The sequence below is a fragment of the Geodermatophilus sp. CPCC 205506 genome, assembly GCF_051383635.1.
Lineage (GTDB): Bacteria > Actinomycetota > Actinomycetes > Mycobacteriales > Geodermatophilaceae > Geodermatophilus.
Window position 1 is genome coordinate 15,790 of sequence record NZ_JALPKP010000053.1, and the last position, 18,820, is coordinate 34,609.

At 76.4% G+C, this 18,820-nt stretch carries 14 protein-coding genes; 8 read left to right on the plus strand and 6 right to left on the minus strand.

The features are described from left to right. Positions 1-29 precede the first annotated feature (29 nt). The 3 genes from MY520_RS23205 (at position 30) to MY520_RS23215 (ending at position 3,864) form a co-directional block, all read left to right on the plus strand. Positions 30-908, plus strand: a complete 879-nt coding sequence (locus tag MY520_RS23205) for a patatin-like phospholipase family protein (protein ID WP_436694947.1) — start codon at positions 30-32, stop codon at positions 906-908. A 1-nt stretch (position 909) separates the two neighbouring features. Continuing rightward, positions 910-1,956 carry a lysophospholipid acyltransferase family protein gene (locus MY520_RS23210; protein WP_436694948.1) on the plus strand — a complete coding sequence of 349 codons (1,047 nt, stop codon included), beginning with the start codon at positions 910-912 and terminating at the stop codon, positions 1,954-1,956. Positions 1,957-2,094: 138 nt separating this feature from the next. Then, the gene (locus tag MY520_RS23215; RefSeq protein ID WP_436694949.1) at positions 2,095-3,864 is read left to right on the plus strand and encodes an AMP-binding protein; all 1,770 of its coding nucleotides are present in this window, start codon (positions 2,095-2,097) and stop codon (positions 3,862-3,864) included. 12 nt (positions 3,865-3,876) lie between these two features. Here MY520_RS23215 and MY520_RS23220 read toward each other — a convergent pair whose 3' ends face one another. The 4 genes from MY520_RS23220 to MY520_RS23235 form a co-directional block, all read right to left on the minus strand. Then, positions 3,877-4,560: an NRDE family protein gene (locus tag MY520_RS23220; protein ID WP_436694950.1), complete on the minus strand. Its 684-nt coding sequence runs from the start codon at positions 4,558-4,560 to the stop codon at positions 3,877-3,879. Positions 4,561-4,584: 24 nt separating this feature from the next. Then, positions 4,585-5,211 carry a TetR/AcrR family transcriptional regulator gene (locus MY520_RS23225; RefSeq protein ID WP_436694951.1) on the minus strand — a complete coding sequence of 209 codons (627 nt, stop codon included), beginning with the start codon at positions 5,209-5,211 and terminating at the stop codon, positions 4,585-4,587. Further along, complete coding sequence (locus tag MY520_RS23230) at positions 5,208-6,743, minus strand: MFS transporter (RefSeq protein WP_436694953.1); 1,536 nt, start codon at positions 6,741-6,743, stop codon at positions 5,208-5,210. The genes MY520_RS23225 and MY520_RS23230 overlap by 4 nt, the downstream gene beginning before the upstream one ends. A 90-nt stretch (positions 6,744-6,833) precedes the next feature. Next, a complete protein-coding gene (locus tag MY520_RS23235; RefSeq protein ID WP_436694954.1) occupies positions 6,834-7,466 on the minus strand; it encodes a TetR/AcrR family transcriptional regulator in 633 nt (210 codons plus the stop codon). Positions 7,467-7,598: 132 nt separating this feature from the next. Between MY520_RS23235 and MY520_RS23240 the strand changes: the two genes are divergently transcribed. From MY520_RS23240 to MY520_RS23255, 4 genes are all read left to right on the plus strand, one after another. Next, positions 7,599-9,101, plus strand: a complete 1,503-nt coding sequence (locus MY520_RS23240; RefSeq protein ID WP_436694955.1) for an APC family permease — start codon at positions 7,599-7,601, stop codon at positions 9,099-9,101. After that, positions 9,098-10,720 (plus strand): amidohydrolase, encoded by a 1,623-nt coding sequence (locus MY520_RS23245; RefSeq protein WP_436694957.1) that lies wholly within the window; start codon positions 9,098-9,100, stop codon positions 10,718-10,720. Before MY520_RS23240 ends, MY520_RS23245 begins: the two co-directional genes overlap by 4 nt. A 54-nt stretch (positions 10,721-10,774) precedes the next feature. Continuing rightward, positions 10,775-12,004, plus strand: coding sequence for an MFS transporter (locus MY520_RS23250; RefSeq protein WP_436694958.1), 1,230 nt, complete (start codon positions 10,775-10,777; stop codon positions 12,002-12,004). Positions 12,005-12,127: 123 nt separating this feature from the next. Beyond that, a complete protein-coding gene (locus MY520_RS23255; RefSeq protein WP_436694959.1) occupies positions 12,128-13,561 on the plus strand; it encodes an aldehyde dehydrogenase family protein in 1,434 nt (477 codons plus the stop codon). Between the two features lie 21 nt (positions 13,562-13,582). Here MY520_RS23255 and MY520_RS23260 read toward each other — a convergent pair whose 3' ends face one another. Together MY520_RS23260 and gabT are read right to left on the minus strand one after the other, a co-directional pair. Continuing rightward, the gene (locus MY520_RS23260; RefSeq protein WP_436694960.1) at positions 13,583-16,690 is read right to left on the minus strand and encodes an NAD-glutamate dehydrogenase domain-containing protein; all 3,108 of its coding nucleotides are present in this window, start codon (positions 16,688-16,690) and stop codon (positions 13,583-13,585) included. Next, positions 16,687-18,045 (minus strand): 4-aminobutyrate--2-oxoglutarate transaminase, encoded by a 1,359-nt coding sequence (gene gabT / locus MY520_RS23265; RefSeq protein WP_436694962.1) that lies wholly within the window; start codon positions 18,043-18,045, stop codon positions 16,687-16,689. The genes MY520_RS23260 and gabT overlap by 4 nt, the downstream gene beginning before the upstream one ends. 148 nt (positions 18,046-18,193) lie before the next feature. On the opposite strand from gabT, the gene MY520_RS23270 reads away from it, so the two are divergent. Next, on the plus strand, positions 18,194-18,820 hold a 627-nt coding region (locus MY520_RS23270; protein WP_436694964.1), incomplete at its 3' end, for a PucR family transcriptional regulator ligand-binding domain-containing protein.

Consider the following 18,820-nt stretch of genomic DNA (forward strand, 5'->3'; position numbering starts at 1 on the left):
GGCCGGGCCGCGGGTGGCACGATGCGGCCATGGCATCGACGCCGGTGCCCGCCGGGCGGGGCGGCACGGCGTTCGTCCTCGGTGGCGGGGGAGTGCTCGGCGCGGCCGAGGTCGGGATGCTGCGGGCGCTGTTCGAGCACCGGGTCCGGCCGGACCTGATCGTGGGCACGTCGGTGGGCGCGATCAACGGCGCACTCGTCGCCGCCGACCCGGCGCCGAGCGCGGTGGACCGGCTGCGCGCGGTGTGGGAGGAGCTGGCCTCGCAGCGGATCTTCGCCGGGTCCGTGCTGGCCCGGGTGGGGACCCTGGTGCGGACCCGCACCCACCTGCACCCGCGGGAGCCGCTGCGGGAGCTGCTCGAGGCGCACCTTCCGGCGACGACCTTCGCCGAGCTGCGCGTGCCCTTCCAGTGTGTCGCGGCCAGCATCGAGCGGGCCGCCGAGCAGTGGTTCGCCGAGGGCCCGCTGGTCGACGCGGTGCTCGCGTCCTGCGCGGTGCCCGGGCTGCTGCCACCGGTCGAGCTCGGCGGTGAGCACTACCTGGACGGGGGACTGGTGCACAGCATCCCGGTCGGCCGTGCGGTCGCGCTCGGCGCCGACACGATCTACGTGCTGCACGTCGGGCGGATCGACCGGCCGCTGCGCCCACCGACCCGGCCGTGGGAGGTCGCGCTGGTCTCCTTCGAGATCGCCCGGCGACACCGCTTCGCCGCCGACCTGGCCGCCCTGCCGCCGGGCGTCACGCTGCACGTGCTGCCCTCGTCCGACCAGGGCCCGCCGGCGGCCGGCGACCTGCGGAACCTGCGCTACCGCGACTTCTCCGGCGTACCGGAGCGGATCGACCGCGCCTACGCCGCCACCCGCGACTACCTGGCGCGGGCCGGCACGTCCGCGGACGAGGGAGTCTGACGTGCTGCCACCCCGCCGCGTCCGCCGGGTCACCGGCCCGCTGATGATCGGTGCGCTGGCGGCCGGCGTGCTCCTTCTGCCCGTGCTCGTGGTCGTGGCGGTGGTGGTCTCCGTGTGGCTGCCGGGGCGCTGGCGCGCGCTGCGGCTGCTGGCCTTCGCGCTGGTCTACCTGGCGCTGGAGGTCGTCGGCCTCGGCCTCGCGGCGGTGCTGTGGGTGCTCAGCGGCTTCGGCCGCCGGCTGGACTCACCGGCGTTCCGGGCGGCCCACTACACCGTGCTCCGCCTGCTGCTCGACGCGCTCATGCGGATGGCGCAGCGGCTGTTCAGCCTGCGGCTGGTCACCGACGGCGCGTCCTGGTCACCGCTGGACGACGGGGTGCCCGGCTCGACGAACGCCATGGTGGTGCTCTCCCGCCACGCCGGTCCGGGCGACTCCTTCCTGCTCGTGCAGACGCTGATGAACCGCGACCACCTGCGCCAGCCGCGGATCGTGCTCAAGGACCTGCTGCAACTGGACCCGCTGATCGACGTCTACCTCAACCGGCTGCCCAACCACTTCGTGTCGGCCGATCCGGCGGTGGGGTACGGCTCGACCGAGGCGATCGCCGACCTGGCCCGCGACCTGGGCGAGGAGGACGCGCTGCTGATCTTCCCCGAGGGCGCGAACTTCACCCCGCAGCGCCGGTTCCGGGCCATCGAGCGACTGCGCGACCGCGGGCTGGTGGCCGCGGTGCGCCGGGCCGAGGCGATGCGGCACGTGCTGCCGCCGCGGCCGGCCGGGGTCACCGCCGCGCTGCGCGCCGCCCCGCACGCCGACGTCGTCCTCGTCGCGCACACCGGCCTGGAACACCTCAGCACGGTGCGGGACGTGTGGCGCGGCCTGCCGATGGACAAGACCCTGTACCTGCGCTGGTGGTTCATCCCGGCCGCGGAGGTCCCGCGCGACGACACCGAGCTGACCGACTGGCTCTACCGGTGGTGGCAGACGATCGACGACTGGATCGCCACCACGTCGGCCGCGCAGGACGCCGGCCGCGCCGGAGCGTGAGGGCGGCGCAGCCGGGCGGACGTTGCGCCCGACCACTCCGGCAGGATGGCACGGGTCACATCTGCTCTCGGGAGGCGACCGGTGAGTATCCCCGATGTAGCCGTTTCCGTCCGATCGGCGGGGTCCGGCACGTTCGCCGTGCCGCGGATCGAGGCCGAGCAGCGCCCCGACGGGCGCCTGGTCATCCGCAGCCGCGAGCCGCTGGGCGACCACCCGGTCAGCGTCGTGCACTCCTTCCGCGCACACAGCGAGGCGCACCCCGAGCGGCTGCTGGTGGCCGAGCGGGCCGCGGACGGGGAGTGGGCGCGGAACACCTGGGGGCAGGTCCGGGAGCAGGCCGACCGGCTCGCGCAGGGCCTGCTCGACCGCGGCCTGGCCGACCGGCCGGTCATGGTCCTGTCCGGGAACAGCCGGCTGCACCTGACCGTCACGCTGGCCGCCATGACCGTGGGGGCGCCGGTGGTCCCCACGAGCGTCGCGTACTCGCTGCAGAGCGCCGACCACGCCAAGCTGCGGGCGATGGCCGACCTCGTCGACCCCGGGCTGGTGGTGGCCGAGGACGCCTCGTTCGACCGGGCGGTCGCCGCGGTGCGGGGCGACCGGGTGGTGCTCAGCCGGGACGGCGACGTCCCCGGGTCCGTCCCGGCGGCCACGTTCGGCGCGCAGCCGACCGCGGAGGTGGACCGCCGGTGCGCGGGCCGGCAGCGCGGCGACGTCGCGAAGATCCTCTTCACCTCCGGCTCGACCGGCACGCCGAAGGGCGTGCTGACCACCCACGGCATGCTGGCCGCCAACCAGCAGCAGATGCTGCAGGCCTGGCCGTTCCTCGCCGGGGAACCGCCGGTGCTGCTGGACTGGCTGCCCTGGAGCCACACGTTCGGCGGCAACTTCTGCGCAGGTCTGGTGCTCACCCACGGCGGCGAGCTGTGGATCGACGACGGCCGCCCCGCCCCCGCCCTGGTCGAGCGCACGGTGCGCAACCTGTCCGACGTCCACCCCACCGTCTACCTCAACGTGCCGGCCGGCTGGGGGGCGCTGCTCCCGCACCTCGAGCGCGATCCCGCCGCCGCGGCGGCGTTCTTCGACCGGCTGCGGATCGGCTTCTTCGCCGCCGCCGCGCTGCCGCAGCAGCTGTGGGACCGGATCGAGGCCCTCGCCGCCGCCTCCGGCGCGCGGATGCAGATGACCACCGCGTGGGGGCTCACCGAGACCTCGCCGGCCGCCACCGCGGCGCACTTCGCCATCACCCGCAGCGACGTCCTCGGCGTGCCCCTACCCGGCGTCGAGCTGGCCCTGGTGCCGGTGGGGGAGAAGCGGGAGGTCCGGGTGACCGGCCCGAACGTCACCCCCGGCTACCACCGCCGGCCCGACCTCACCGCCGCCGCCTTCGACGAGGAGGGCTTCTTCCGCACGGGGGACGCCGTCGCCCTCGCCGACCCGGACGACCCCGCCGCCGGACTGCTGTTCCGCGGCCGGATCGCCGAGGACTTCAAGCTCGCCACCGGCACCTTCGTCAGCGTCGGCACGCTGCGGCCGAAGCTGCTGTCCGCGTCGCAGGGACTGCTCACCGACGCCGTGATCTGCGGCCAGGACGGCGACTGCGTGACCGCGATGGTCTGGGTCAGCCCGCCGAACGCCGGCCGGGTCGATGACGAGGGCGTCCCGGCGGAGGAACTGCGCGCCGAGCTCGTCGCCACCCTGCAGCGGCTGGCCGCCGAGGGCGGCGGCTCCTCGCAGTGCGTCGAGCGGCTGCTCGTGCTGAGCGAGCCGGCGCAGCTGGATGCCGGGGAGATCACCGACAAGGGCTACGTCAACCAGGCCGCCGTCCGTGACCGGCGCGCCGGCCTGGTCGCGCTGCTGACCGCCGACCCGCTGCCGCCGCAGGTCGTCGTCCGGACGGCGGGCTGACCGGCAGCGCCGTCAGCCGAGGGTGAGGGGCTGCCACGGGGCGAGCCACGGCCGGCGGCTGTGCTCCAGGCGGAGCACGCCCGGCCGGGCCTCGATGAGCTCCCCGAAGACGGTCGCGTACACCAGGCCGTCCTGTTCGTGGCGGACCACGAGGGCTCCCGGGTCGTCCCTCGGCGGCTCGCGCTGCACCAGCTCCCGCCAGCCGTCCGGGTAGCCGGCCCCGGTGAACAGCGGGAGGAACCGGTCGGCCTTGCGGTCCTCCGGGCCGCCCGAGGTGACCATCCAGGTGCCCGCCGGGTGCTCCGTCGTCACCAGCTCCGCGCCGTCGAAGTCCCAGGTGGTCAGCCGGTCCGGTGCGGCGAGGACGAGGAGGAAGCTGGCCATGCCGTCGACGCGGACGTGCGCGAGCCAGTCCGCGCCGTGCACGGCGCCCAGCAGCGGCAGCACGCCCCGGCTCGGTGCCCCCGGGTCGGCCGCCCGCTTCTGCGGCCGGTTGAGGACGAGCGCGGTGACCCCGGTGTCGACGTGGGTGGCGCACCACGTCCCGCCCGCCAGGCGGTCCCGGCCCCCGACGAGGGCGGCGTGCTCCGGCCACCAGCGGCCGGGGTCGTCGAACACCCGGCCGGTCAGCTCGTCCCGGAGCGCGAGGATCCGCACCGGCTCGCCGGGGGACCACCGCACCACCACCGTGCACACCCGGCCGATCGTCCCAGCTGCGGGTCAGTCCGTGCCGGCGCCGTCGCGCACCAGCCGGGCGGCGAGGGCCTCGGCGGCGTCGGTCACGCACCGTCGGAAGAGCGCGTCGTCGCCGGTGCACAGCCAGTTCAGCGACGCCCCGAACAGCAGGCCCAGCACCGACTCGGCCAGCACCTCGACGTCGCCCGACCACCTGCCGCCGGACGCCCCGGCCACCCGGCGCAGCAGGTCGAGGACGTCCCGGCGGTACTGCTCGGTGGACTCCCGCGCCAGGGCGTGCAGGTCCTCGTCCCGGCCGCCCATCATGCTCAGCTCCTGCAGCACCATCTCGGCGCCGGGGTCGGCGATCACGCTGTCGACGTAGCCGTCCAGGGCCCGGGTGAGCACCTCGGCCGGGCTGCCCCCGGCCTCCACCGCCCGCATCAGCACGGCGGTGGACCGCTCCCGATCGGCCTGGAAGACCGCCCGCACGAGCTCGGTCTTGGAGGCGAAGGCGTAGTGCACGGCCCCGAGGGGGACGTCGGCCTCCCGCGCGACCGCCCGGGTGGTGAGCGACCAGGCCCCGTCGCGCTGCATGACCCGCATGGCGGCGGCCACCAGCTGGACCCGGCGTTCGGCGACGGGGAGGTGGGCACGGCGTGGGGGTGTCACCCCACCACGGTCCCGTGCGCGAGCGCGGCGTGCGCGGCGGGCGCGGGCTCTCCGGCGGCCACCCGGGTGCCGCGGAGGAGGACGACGGCCTGGAGCGCGACGTACGCCGCGAGCACCGCGGCGAGCAGCAGCACCAGGTCCATGCCCACCACGAACGCCTCCTCGGCCGCGGCCAGCAGCGAGGCGGCGGTCTCCGGCGGCAGCTGGGCGGCCACCTCCGTGGCGCCGCCCAGGGTCTCGCGGGCCGCCGCGGGCACCCCCGGCAGGTCGCCGAGGGACGCGGCGTAGGCGGTCAGCCCGACGGTGCCGAGCACCGCCGTGCCCATCGCCCCGCCGAACTCGTAGGCGGTCTCGGAGATCGCCGCCGCGGCCCCGGCCCGCTCCGGCGGCGCCGTCGCGAGGATGACGTCGTTGGTGAGCGTCTCGGCCAGGCCGACACCCAGGCCGATCAGCACGCTGGCCAGGACCAGCACCGCCCGGTCGCCGTCCACCCCGAGCGCCGTGCCGACCCCCAGCCCGGCGGCGGCCAGCGCCATGCCGCCGCCGACGAGCCACCGCAGCTGCACGTGCCGGGCCAGCCGGGGAGCCGACAGCGCCCCGGCCACGGTGGCGACGGCGAGGGGCACCATCCACAGCCCCGCGACCACCGGGCTCATGCCCAGCACGAGCATCAGGTACTGGGGGAGGAAGAACATCAGGCCGAGCAGGGCGAAGACCGACAGCAGGTTGGTCGTGACCGCGACGGTGAACGCGCGGTGCCGGAACAGGCGCAGGTCGAGCAGCGGCTCGGCCAGGCGGCGCTGACGGCGGACGAACGTCCACAGCAGCGCCACGCCGGTGGCGAGGGCGAGCACCACGGGCAGGCCGGCGCCGTCCTCGGCCGAGGTCTTGAGCGCGTACACCAGCGGCAGCACGCCCGCGATGGACAGGACGGCGGACAGCAGGTCGAAGGGGCCCGGCCGCGGGTTGCGCGACTCGGGCAGCAGCAGGAGGGCTCCGACGACCAGCGCGACCATGACCGGGGTGTTCACCAGGAACACCGAGCCCCACCAGAAGTGCTCCAGCAGGAAACCGCCGGCGACCGGCCCGATGGCCGTCCCCCCGGAGAACGCGGCCGCCCAGACGGCGATGGCCAGCCGTCGCTCGGTGGCGTCGGGGAACACCGTGCGCAGCAGCGCGAGGGTCGAGGGCATCAGTGTCGCGCCGCCGAGCCCGAGCAGGGCCCGGGCCGCGATGAGCATCTCGGGCGTCGTCGCGAACGCCGCGACCAGCGAGGCGCTCCCGAAGGCGACGGCACCGGCCACGAGCAGCCGGCGCCGGCCGATGCGGTCCCCGACGTTGCCCATGAGCACCAGCAGGCCGGCGAGCAGGAAGGAGTAGACGTCGACGATCCACAGCAGCTCGGTCGCGGTGGGGTCGAGGTCGGCGGTGAGCGCCGGCACCGCGAACCCGAGCACCGTCATGTCGATGCTGATGAGCAGGACCGGAAGCGCCAGGACCGCGAGCGCGGACCAGCGACGAAGGGGACTCACGGGTGTCCTCGAGCGGGAGGGAGGCCAGGGGGGCCGCCCAGCGGGGCGGCGTCGCCAGTCTGGCACAGTTTTGGTCGATCGACCAAAACTTCAGTCGGCCCGGTCCGGGACGGGCAGCCCCGCCAGTCGCTGCTGCATCCCGGTGAGGATCGCCGCCAGCCCGAGGTCGAACGCGGCGTCCGCGCGGGCCTCGCCGCGCGGCCCGGCCCGCACCGCGGCGTCGAGCACCGGCGTCCGGCCGCCCTCGCTGCGCCAGACGTCGACCGGGGAGGCGAGTTCCAGGGCCGCGCCGACGGCGTAGGAGTCGAGCACCGTCACCCAGAGCACGACCTCGTCGGCGGGGCAGCCCGCCGCGGCCAGGAGGGCGGCCACCCGGTCGTAGCCCTCCAGCGCCGCGCCGGCGGTCATCGTCTGCCCGATGAGCAACGGGATCAGGTTCGGGTGGGCGGCCAGCCCGCGGCGGTAGGAGTGCATCCACGCGGTCACCTGCGCGGCCCAGTCGGTGCCGTCCAGCGGCGGCAGGTCCACCTGCGTGGCCAGCCGCTCCCGGATCAGCTCGACGATCTCCGCGCGCCCGGAGACGTGGTGGTAGATCGACGAGGCGCTCGACCCGAGCCGGCCCGCGAGCTCGCCCATCGTCAGCCGCCCGTGCTCGTCGATCAGCGCCAGCGCGGCCTCGAGGATCATCCCCACGTCGAGCAGTCGCCGGCGGCGCTGGGCCACGTGTCCTCCTGGGGTCGGGACGGGGTCGTCCGCTCGAAGTCTCGCGGATGCCTTGACCGTGAGGCGGAGCACACCCACACTAACCGAACGTCATTCGGATAAGGCGTCCGAGAGCCCTCGAGAGGACCCGTCGTGACCGCACCCCCGCCTCCGTCCACCGCCGGCAGCGAGCCCGCCCAGGGACATCTCAAGCACGGTGTCCTCGGCACCGGGAGCATCGTCTTCATGGTCGTCGCCGCGGCGGCGCCCCTGACCATCCTGGCCGGGATCGCCCCCCTGGCGATCCTCATCGGCGGCATCGGCGCCCCGGTCGCGTACCTGTTCGCCGGTGCCACGCTGGCCGTCTTCGCCGTCGCCTTCACCCGCATGACGAAGCACGTGGGCAGCGCCGGCGCCTTCTACGCCTACATCGCCAAGGGGCTGGGCCGCACGTGGGGGCTGGCGGCCGCGCTGCTGGCGCTGGTGTCGTACAACGCCATCCAGATCGGCGTCTACGGCCTGCTCGCGGTGCAGACGCAGGCGACGCTGGCCGACCTGTTCGGCCTCACCGTCCCGTGGCCGGTCATCGCCCTGGTGGCCATCGCGCTGGTCTTCCTCGTCGGGTGGACCGGCATCGACGTCGGCGCCAAGGTGCTGGGCGTCCTGCTGGTCCTGGAGACCGGGATCCTGCTGCTGCTGGCCTTCGCCGTCGTCTTCCGGGGCGGCGCGTCCGGCCTCGACGCCGCCTCCTTCACCCCCGACGCGGTCTTCACCCCCGGCATGGGCGCGGCCCTGGCGTTCGCGTTCGCGGCGTTCATCGGCTTCGAGTCCACCGCGCTGTACCGCAGCGAGGCGCGCGACCCGGAGCGCACCGTCCCGCGGGCCACCTACGTCGCCATCGTCGGCATGGCCGTCACGTACGCCTTCATCGTCTGGGCGGTCGTGCAGGCCTTCGGCAGCGACCAGGCGCAGGCCGCCGCCGGCGGCGACCTGGCCGGCATGTTCTTCACCGCCATCACCACGTACGTCGGCCCGTGGGCGTCCACGCTGATGTCCCTGCTGATCATCAGCAGCGTCTACGCCTCGCAGCTGGCCTTCCACAACGCGATCAACCGCTACGCCTTCGCCCTCGCCGAGGACGGCGTGCTGCCCGGCTGGTTCGGGACCACCCACCCGCGGTTCGGTTCCCCCTACCGCGCGGGGATCGTGCAGTCCGTGGTCGCCGCCGTCGTCGTCCTGGGGTTCGCGGTGGCCGGCGCCGACCCCTACACCCGCCTGCTGCTGTGGGTGAACACCCCGGGCGCGGTCGGCATCTTCGTGCTCATGCTGCTGACCGCCCTCGCCGCGGTCGCCTACTTCCTGCGCCGCAACCGGGCCGCGAGCACGCCCACCACCGTCGCGGCCGGGGTGACGAGCACGGTCCTCCTGGCGGTCGCGCTCTACGTCACGCTCGACAACGTCGAGCTGATCACCGCGTCCTCCGCGGCGGTCAACGCCGTGCTCGTCGGCATCGTCCCGCTGACGCTCCTGGTCGGGGTGGCGCTCGCCCGGTGGCTGCGGCGCAGCCGCCCCGCGGTCTACGCCCGCATCGGCGAGGGGCGGGACGACGGCGCGGCGGAGGTCCCCGCCGGGGCCAGCCCGGTGGGCGCGGCGTGACCGCCGCGGACCTGGTGCTGCTCGCGGACACGGTGCACACGCTCGTCCCGGGGAGCCGGCCGGTCGAGGCCGTCGCCGTGGCCGACGGCGTCGTCGTGGCGACCGGCAGCCGGTGGGACGCCGAGGACTGGCGGGGCGCCCGCACCGAGGTCCTCGACCTGGGCGCGGCCACGCTCACCCCGGGTCTCGTCGACGGCCACACCCATCCGGTGATGGGCCTGCAACTGGCCGTGGACGTCGACCTCTCGCGGGCCCGCTCCCTCGCCGAGGTCCAGCGGCTGCTGGCCGCCGCGGCCGAGGGGCGCGGCCCCGAGGCGTGGGTGCAGGGCTGGGGTCTGGACCCGAACCTCTTCGGCGAGCAGCCCGTGACCAGCGCGCCGATCGAGGCCGCGGTCGCCGGCCGCCCCGCCTTCGTCCGGCTCTTCGACGCCCACTCGGCCCTGGCCACCGCGCGGGCGCTGGCGATCGCCGGCGTCGACGGCCCGCGGCGGTTCGCCTCGCGGTCGGAGGTGGTCTGCGACGACGCCGGGCGGCCGACCGGCCTGCTGCTCGAGGTCGGCGCGATGGACCTCGTCACCGCGCACGTCCCGCTGGACCCGGTGCCCGTCCGGGCCGCCCAGCTGCGCGAGCTGCTGCAGGGCATGGCGGCCACCGGGCTGACGGGTGGCCACGTGATGGACCTGCTCGGTGACAGCCAGGCCGTCGTCGCCGCGGCGGAGGACGCCGGCGACCTGCCGCTGCGGCTGCGGTTCGCCCCGTGGTGCCTGCCGGGCGCGGACGCCGACACGCTCGCCGAGCTGGTGCACGTGCAGGGCCGGGGCGGTCGCCGCTGGGGGATCGGCGGGGTCAAGTTCATGATCGACGGCACCATCGACAACGGCACCGCGTGGCTCGAGGAACCCGACGCCCTCGGCGGGTCGACGGCCAGCTTCTGGCCCGATCCGGCGGAGTACACCCGCGCGCTCCGGGCGCTCGCCGCGGCCGGCGTCCCGACTGCGACGCACGCGATCGGCGACGCCGCCGTGCGGCACGTCCTGGACGCGCTCGACGGCGTGGACCGGTCGGCGTCGGGCCCGCACCGCGTCGAGCACATCGAGACGCTGCCCAGCGCCCTGATCGGCCGGTTCCTCCGGCAGGGCGTGGTGGCCAGCATGCAGCCCACCCACTGCACCCACTTCACCCGGGCCGACCACTCGGACAACTGGTCCACCCGGCTGGGCGACGAGCGGGCCGACCGGGCCTGGCGCTGCCGCGATCTGCGCGACGCCGGCGTCCCGCTGGTCCTCGGCTCCGACTGGCCGGTGGCGCCCTACGACCCGCGCCGGGTGCTGGCCGACGCCCAGCTGCGCCGGCCGGCCGGCGAGCCCGACGTCCCGCCGGTCCAGCCGCACCAGGGGCTGACGCCGCTCATGGCACTGCAGGGCTACACGAGCCAGGCGGCCGACGCGGCGGGCGAGTCCGGTCGGGCCGGGCGGATCGCGGTGGGGATGCGCGCCGACCTCACCGCCTTCGTCGTCGACCCGCTGCTCGCCCCGCCCGACGAGCTCGCCGACGCCCCGATCGCGCTCACCACGGTCGGTGGCTGCGTCGTGCACCGGGACGCGCTGGTCGACGCCTGAGCCCGAGCCGGGCCCGGCGGGTGGTGCAGCAGGTCACAGGCGCAGAGTCGGGGCGTGGATGCCGCTCGCCGTCCCGCCGACGGTGCGGGGTACCGCGCCGGTGAGCGGGGGTTCCGCCGGGCCTCGTGGGCGATCTTCCTCGCGGGCGTCGCGGTGTTCGCGATGCTCTACGTCCCGCAGGTCCTGCTCCCCGAGCTGACCCGGGCGTTCGGGATCTCCTCGGCGCGGTCCACGTTGTCCGTCTCGGTCGCGACGGCCGGCCTGGCGGTCGGCCTGCTCGTGCTGGGCCCGGTGTCCGACCGGCGCGGGCGGACGGCGATCCTGCACGGCGGCCTGGCCGCGGCCGCGGTGCTCGGGGTGCTGGTCGCCGTGGCGCCGTCGTGGCCGGTGCTGCTGGGGCTGCGCGCGGCGCAGGGTGTCGCCCTGGCCGGACTGCCCGCCGTGGCCACCGCCTACCTGCGCGAGGAACTGCACGGCTCGGTGAGTGCGCGGGCGATCGGGCTGTTCGTCAGCGGCAACGCGATCGGCGGGCTGACCGGCCGGCTGCTCGGCGGCCTGCTGGTGGACCTCGGCGGTTGGCGGGCGGCGACCGGGGGCATCGCGCTGCTCGGGGTCGGCTGCGCGGTCGCCGTGCGGGTGCTGCTGCCGCCGTCCCGCCGCTTCTCCCGGGTGCCCCGGGAGGGGCGGTTGCTGCGCCAGCTGGCCGCCGCGCTCACCGATCCGGTGCTGCTCGGCCTCTACGGCAGCGCCGCGCTGCTGATGGGGGCCTTCGTCGCCGTCTACAACGCCGCGACGTTCCGGCTGGAGTCCCCGCCGTACGGGCTGGCGCCCGGCCTGGCCGGGCTGGTCTTCCTGGCCTATCTGCTCGGCTCGGCCAGCTCCGTGGGCGGCGGCGAGCTCGCCGGCCGCCTCGGCCGGCGGCTGGTGGTCCCGGTCGCCGTCGCCGTGATGGCCGGTGGGATCGCCCTGACCCTCGCCCGGCCGCTGCCGGCGTTCGTCGCCGGCCTGTGCGTGCTGACCGTCGGCTTCTTCGCCGCGCACGGCGTGGCCAGCGGCTGGGTGGCGCTGCGGGCGGCGGGCAGCGGGCGCGCGGTCGGGCAGGCGGCCTCGCTGTACTCGTTCTGGTACTACGTCGGTTCCTCCGTCGGCGGCACGCTGGCCGGCTGGGCGTGGGACGGCGGCGGCTGGCCGGCCGTCGTCCTCCTGGCCGGCGGGCTCACCGTCGCCGCCCTCGGCGTCGCGCTGGTGCTGGGCCGCAGCCGGAGCCTGCAGGCCGCCGGCTGAGCCGTCCGGCCGTGCCGGATCCGGCGCTCCGCGGCCGGCCGGGTGGACGGATCGGCACCTGCCCGGCGGCCGTCCGGTCGGGGAGGGTCGACGCGGATCCCCGTTCCCGTCCGAGGAGGACGCATGACCACCCCGTACTGGGTCGCCGGTGAGTCCAGGTCCGGCACCGAGGTGCTCGAGGTGCGCTCGCCGCACGACGGCACCCTCGCCGGCCGGACGACGCAGGCCCTCCCCGAGGACGTCGAGGCCGCGGTCGCCGCGGCGCACGGCGCCCGGGCGGCCTGCGCGGCCACGCCCGCGCACGTCCGCGCCGCCGCTCTGGACTCCGTCTCCCGGCGGCTGGCCGAGCGCAGCGAGGAGATGGCCGCGCTGATCACCGCGGAGTCGGGCAAGCCGCTGAAGTGGGCGCGGCTGGAGGTGGCCCGCGCGGTCTCGACGTTCCGCTGGGGCGCCGAGGAGGCCCGGCGGTGGTCGGGGACCCTGCAGCGGCTGGACACCGACCCGGCCGCGACCGGCCGGATGGCGCTGGTCCGCCGCGCGCCCCGCGGTCCCGTGCTCGGCATCGCGCCGTTCAACTTCCCGCTCAACCTGGTCGCCCACAAGGTGGCCCCGGCGATCGCCGTCGGCGCACCGATCGTGCTCAAGCCGGCCCCGGCGACGCCGCTGACGGCGCTCCTGCTCGGCGAGCTCCTGGCCGAGACCGATCTGCCGGCGGGCGCGTGGTCGGTGCTGCCGGTGCCCAACGAGGTCGCCGCCGACCTGGTCCGCGACCCGCGGCTGCCGGTGGTCTCCTTCACCGGGTCGGTGCCGGTGGGCTGGTCGATCCGCGACGCGGTCCCGCGCAAGCACGTCACGCTCGAGCTGGGCGGCAACGCCGCGGTGGTGGTGGCCCCGGACCAGGACGACGACGCCCTGGCGTGGGCGGCCGCCCGGATCGCGACCTTCGCGATGTACCAGGCCGGCCAGTCCTGCATCTCCGTCCAGCGGGTCTTCGCCCACCGCGACGTCGCCGGGGTGCTCACCGACCGGGTCGTGGAGGCGGTGCGGAAGCTCCGCACCGGCGACCCGACCGACGACGCCACCGACGTCGGCCCGCTCATCGACGAGTCGGCCGCCCGCCGCGTGGAGGTCTGGGTCGACGAGGCGGTCGCCGCCGGGGCGCGGGTGCTGACCGGTGGCCGCCGCGACGGCGCGGCGTACGAGCCGACCGTCCTCACCGGCGTGCCGGCCGACGCGAGGGTGTCCTGCGAGGAGGTCTTCGGGCCCGTCGTCGTCCTGGACGCCGTCGACTCGGTCGACGAGGCGTTCGCGCGGGTGAACGACAGCCGCTTCGGCCTGCAGGCCGGCGTCTTCACCCGGGACCTGCAGCTGGCCTTCCGCGCCGCGCGGGAGCTCGAGGTCGGCGGCGTCGTCATCGGTGACGTCCCGAGCTTCCGCGCCGACCAGATGCCCTACGGCGGGCTCAAGGACTCCGGCACCGGGCGGGAGGGCGTGCACGCCGCCATGGAGGACCTCACCGAGGAGCGGGTGCTCGTCCTCACCGACGTCGACGTCTGAAGCGTCCGAGCGGCGGCGGGATCAGGCGGCGAGCTGCCGGAGCCGGCGCAGCTCGCCGGTCAGCACCGCCAGCAGCGCGACGCCGTCCTCGCGGGCTGTCGCGGCGGCCTCTCCGGTGGCGGCGAACCGGGCCACCGCGGCCGGGTGCCGCGCCAGGACGTCGTCACCGGCGGTCAGCGCGGCGGCGGTCAGGGCGCGGTGGTGCTCGCCGAGCTGCTCGCGCAGCGCCGCCTTCGCGGCGAGCACCCAGGAGGAGTCGCCGGGCGCGTCCGCGGCCCGCGCACCGGCGCCGTCCAGCCGCAGCGCCCGACCGAGGGCGGAGTGGGCGCGGAGCACGGCGCCCACCGGCAGGCCGGTCGCCCCGACGACGTCGGCCAGGTCGACCGCGTCGGCCCGCGGGCCGAGGACGGCGATCCCGGCGGCGAGCGCCGGACCGGCGCCGGCGGCCCGCAGCTCCTCCGCGACCGGGGGCTCCTCGCCGGTGACCTCGCCGGCCAGCCGGGTCAGCGCGGGCACGGCGGCGGTGAGCGCGGCGGGGTCCCGGTGCCGGCGCAGCAGCCGGTCGGCCACCCGCTCGGTGATCCGCTGCAGCGCCGGGAGCGCGAGCCGCTCGACCGCGGGCGGGACGTCCTCGTCGAGCAGCGCCCAGAGGCGGTCGAGCTCCAGGACCTGCTCGGCGGCGGCGAACGCCCGCGCGGCGACCGGCGTCCCCACGCCGTGCCGCTCCTCCAGGCGGTGCAGGAACCCCGGCCCCACCCGGTTGAGCAGGTCGTTGGCCAGCTGGGTGGCGGTGATCTCGCGGGCCAGCGGGTGGGCCGCGATGCGGTCGGGCCAGCGCTCGCGGACCGGCCGCGGGAAGTAGCGCCGGAGGACGCCGCCGAGCGCCGGGTCGTCGGGCAGGTCGCTGCCGAGCAGCTCCTCCCGGACCAGGTTCTTCGAGTAGGCCAGCAGGACCGCCGCCTCGGGGCGGGTCAGGCCGCCGCCGGCCGCCCGCAGCCGCTCGATGTCGGCCTCCGACGGCAGGTGCTCCAGGTCGCGGTCGAGGCCGGCCTGCCGCTCCAGGTCGCGGATCAGCGCGGCGTGCCGGTCGAGCAGGAACGGCGCCTGGTCGGCGCACACGGTGAGTGCGCGCGCCTGGGCGGCGTTGTCGGCGAGCACCGCGGCGGCGACCTCGTCGGTCAGCTCGCGCAGCAGCGCGTCGCGCCCGGCGCCGGTCAGCTCGCCGTCCCGGACCGCCCCGGCCAGCAGGATCTTGAGGTTGACCTCCCGGTCGGAGGTGTCGACCCCGGCCGAGTTGTCGATGAAGTCGGTGTTGACCCGCACGCCCGCGCGGGCCGCCGCGACCCGGGCGCGCTGGGTGAGCCCCAGGTTGCCGCCCTCGCCGACGACCCGGCAGCGCAGCGTCTCCGCCGTCACCCGGACCCGGTCGTTGGCGCGGTCGCCGGCCTCGGCGTCGGTCTCCTCCGCCGCGCGCACGTAGGTGCCGACCCCGCCGTTCCACAGCAGGTCGACCGGCGCGCGGAGGACTGCCCGGACCACCTCGTCCGGCGTCAGCTCGGTGGCCTCGACGCCCAGGCGCCGCCGCACCTCGGGGGAGAGGGCCACCACCTTGGCGTCGCGCCGGTGCACGCCGCCGCCGGGGGAGAGCAGGCCCGGGTCGTAGTCGGCCCACGACGACCCGGGCAGGGCGGCCAGCCGGCGCCGCTCGGCGAACGAGGCAGCCGGGTCGGGGTCGGGGTCGAGGAAGACGTGCCGGTGGTCGAACGCGGCGACCAGGCGCAGCCGGGGGGAGAGCAGCATCCCGTTGCCGAACACGTCGCCGGACATGTCGCCGATCCCGGCCACGGTCACCGGCTCGGCGTCGACCTCGGTGCCCAGCTCCCGCAGGGACCGGCGGACCGACACCCAGGCGCCGCGCGCGGTGATGCCCATGGCCTTGTGGTCGTAGCCCGCGGAGCCGCCGGAGGCGAACGCGTCCCCCAGCCAGAACCCGCGCTCGACCGCCAGGGCGTTGGCCAGGTCGGAGAAGGTGGCCGTGCCCTTGTCGGCGGCGACGACGAGGTAGGGGTCGTCCCCGTCGAGCACCACGGTGCGGTCGGGGGGCACGACCGCGCCGTCGACCAGATCGTCGGTGACGTCGAGCAGGCCGGAGACGAACGACCGGTAGGCCGCGGCGACCCGCTCCTGCGCCGCCGCCCGGTCCAGCCCGCGCAGGTCCGCCCGGACGACGAAGGCGCCCTTGGCCCCGGCGGGCACGATGACCGCGTTCTTCACCAGCTGCGCCTTGAGCAGGCCGAGCACCTCGGTGCGGAAGTCCTCGGGCCGGTCGGACCAGCGGATGCCGCCGCGGGCCACGGCGGCGCCGCGCAGGTGCAGGCCCTCCATCGCGGGGGAGTAGACGAACGTCTCGACCTCCGGCCGCGGGAGCGGCAGGAAGGGCAGCCGGCACGACGCGATCTTCAGGGCGAGCTGCGGTCGGGGGCGGCCGTCGGCGTCGCGCTGGAAGGCGCTGGTGCGGACGACGGCGTCGAGCACGTCCCGCAGGCCGCGCAGGATGCGGTCCTGGTCGAGGCTCGTGGTGCCGTCGAGCAGCGCGTCGAGCTCGGCGGCGGCCGCCTCGGCGCCCGCGAGGTCGGGGCGGTCGGGGGAGTGGCGGGCGGTGAACCGGCGCAGCAGCGCCCGGGCGAACCGCGGCGCCGCGAGCACGGTCTCCTCGATGTAGCTGCGGGACAGGCCGGACCCGGTCTGGGCCAGGTAGCGGCAGGCGGCCCGGAGGACCGTGACGTCGGCGACCGGCAGCCCCTCGGTCACCGTCAGCCGGGAGAGCCCGTCGAGCTCGGCCTCTCCGGCCCAGGCCGCGGCCAGCGCCTCCTCCAGCGCGGCCAGCGCCGGTCCGGGCCGCACCCCCGGCGGCAGCAGCAGGTCCAGCCGGGTGGCCGGCGCGCCGTCGTCCGGCAGCGAGGCGGCGTCGGCCACCCGGACGCCGAGGCGCTCGAACACGGGCACGACGTCGGCCAGCAGCGGGCGGGTCCCCGGCCACTCGGCGACCGCGCCGACGAGGGGCTCCGCGGCCGCCGGCACCGGGCGCAGCCGGACCCGGTCGCGCGGCGGGCTGACGGCGGCGGTCATCGGGCCGCGGTGGTGGCCGCGACGGCGGCGTCGAGCACGTCGAGCGCCTCGGTGAGCAGGTCCGGGCCGATGACCAGCGGCGGCAGGAACCGCAGCACGTTGCCGGAGGTGCCGGCGGTGAGGACGACGACGCCCTCGGCGTGGCAGTGCCGGGCGACGGCCGCGGCGAGCGCGGGGTCGGGGTCGGTCGTGCCGGGGCGGACCAGCTCGACGGCGATCATGGCCCCGCGGCCGCGGATGTCGCCGATGGCCGGCGTGCGCTCCTGCATCGCCCGCAGCCGCGGCAGCATGGTCGCCTCGATGGCGCGGGCGGCGCCGGCGAGGTCCTGCTCGCGCATCGTGTCGATGGCGGCCAGCGCCGCGGCGCAGGCCACGGGGTTGCCCCCGTACGTGCCGCCCAGCCCGCCGGTGTGGACGGCGTCCATCAGCTCGGCGCGGCCGGTCACCGCCGCCAGCGGCAGCCCGCCGGCCATCCCCTTCGCCAGCGTCACCAGGTCGGGGACGACGCCCTCGTGCTCGCAGGCGAACCAGTCGCCGGTGCGGCAGAAGCCGGTCTGCACCTCGTCGGCGATGAACACCGCGCCGGCCGCCCGGCACCACTCGGCGACGGCCGGGAGGAACCCCGGGGCGGGGACGACGAACCCGCCCTCGCCCTGGATCGGCTCGATCAGCACGGCCGCGACGTTCGCGGCGCCCACCTGGGTCTCGATCTGCCGGATCGCCCGCGCGGCGGCCTCGGCGCCGGACAGGCCGGGGGCGTCGCGGAAGGGGTAGCTCATCGGCACGCGGTACACCTCGGGGGCGAACGGGCCGAACCGGTGCTTGTAGGGCATGGTCTTCGCGGTCAGCGCCATCGTGAGGTTGGTCCGGCCGTGGTAGGCGTGGTCGAACACCACCACGGCCTGCCGTCCGGTGGCGTGCCGGGCGATCTTGACCGCGTTCTCGACGGCCTCGGAGCCGGAGGTGAACAGCGCCGAGCGCTTCTCGTGGTCGCCGGGGGTGACCCGGGCCAGCTCCTCGCAGACGGCGACGTACCCCTCGTAGGGCGTGACCATGAAGCAGGTGTGCGTGAACGCGGCGACCTGCTCCTGGACGGCGGCGACCACGCGGGGCGCCGCGTTGCCGACGTTGACCACGGCGATGCCCGAGCCGAGGTCGATGAGCGAGTTGCCGTCGACGTCCACGACGACGCCGCCGGCGGCGCGCTCGACGAAGACCGGCAGGGTGGTGCCGACGCCGGCGGAGACCGCGGCGGTGCGCCGGGCCATCAGCTCCCGGGAGCGCGGACCCGGCACCTCGGTGACCAGCCGGCGTTCCTGGGCCGGCGTCGACGGGGGTGCCAGCAGGTCGGTCATGGGGGCTCCTCGGCTCGACGGGTGCGCCCTGCGGGGGGCAGGTACGACGTCGAGTCTGGGCGGCGCCGCGGCGCGGAGGTACTGTCCGGACCGGCGCACCGGGGGCTTCCCGGTGTCCACAGTGGCACCGCCTACTCCAGGAGTCCCCGTGCCGGTCACCGTCGCCGACCTGGTCGCGAACCCGGAGCTGGACCTGCGCCTGCTCACTCCCGACGTCCCGGTGGACCGCCCGCTGTCCTGGGTGCACGTGAGCGAGCTGCCGGACCCGGCGCCGTTCCTGCAGGGTGGCGAGCTGCTGCTCACGACCGGCCTGGCGCTGCGCGACGGCGAGCCGGTGGGCCCGTACGTGCGGCGGCTCGTGGACGGAGGCGTCGCCGCGCTCGGCTTCGGCACCGGGCTGGGCCAGGACGCCGTCCTCGGGGAGCTGGTGGCGGCCGCCGCGGCGGGCGGCCTGCCGGTGGTCGAGGTGCCCCGCGGGACCCCGTTCATCGCCATCTCCCGCGGGGTGTCGGCCGCGCTCGCGGCCGACGAGTACGCCGCGGTGGCCCGGGCCGCCACCGCCCAGCAGGAGCTCACGCGGGCGGCGCTGACGCCGGGCGCCCCGGCCGCCGTCCTCGAGCGGCTGGCCCGCTCGGTCGGTGGCTGGGCGCTGCTGCTGGACGCCGTCGGCGCCCCGCTGGAGGCGGCGCCCGCGGCGGCCCCCCGGCGCGCGCCCGGCCTGGAGGCCGAGCTGGGCCGGCTGCGCGGGGTGGGCGCCCCCGCGGGCGGCCCGCCG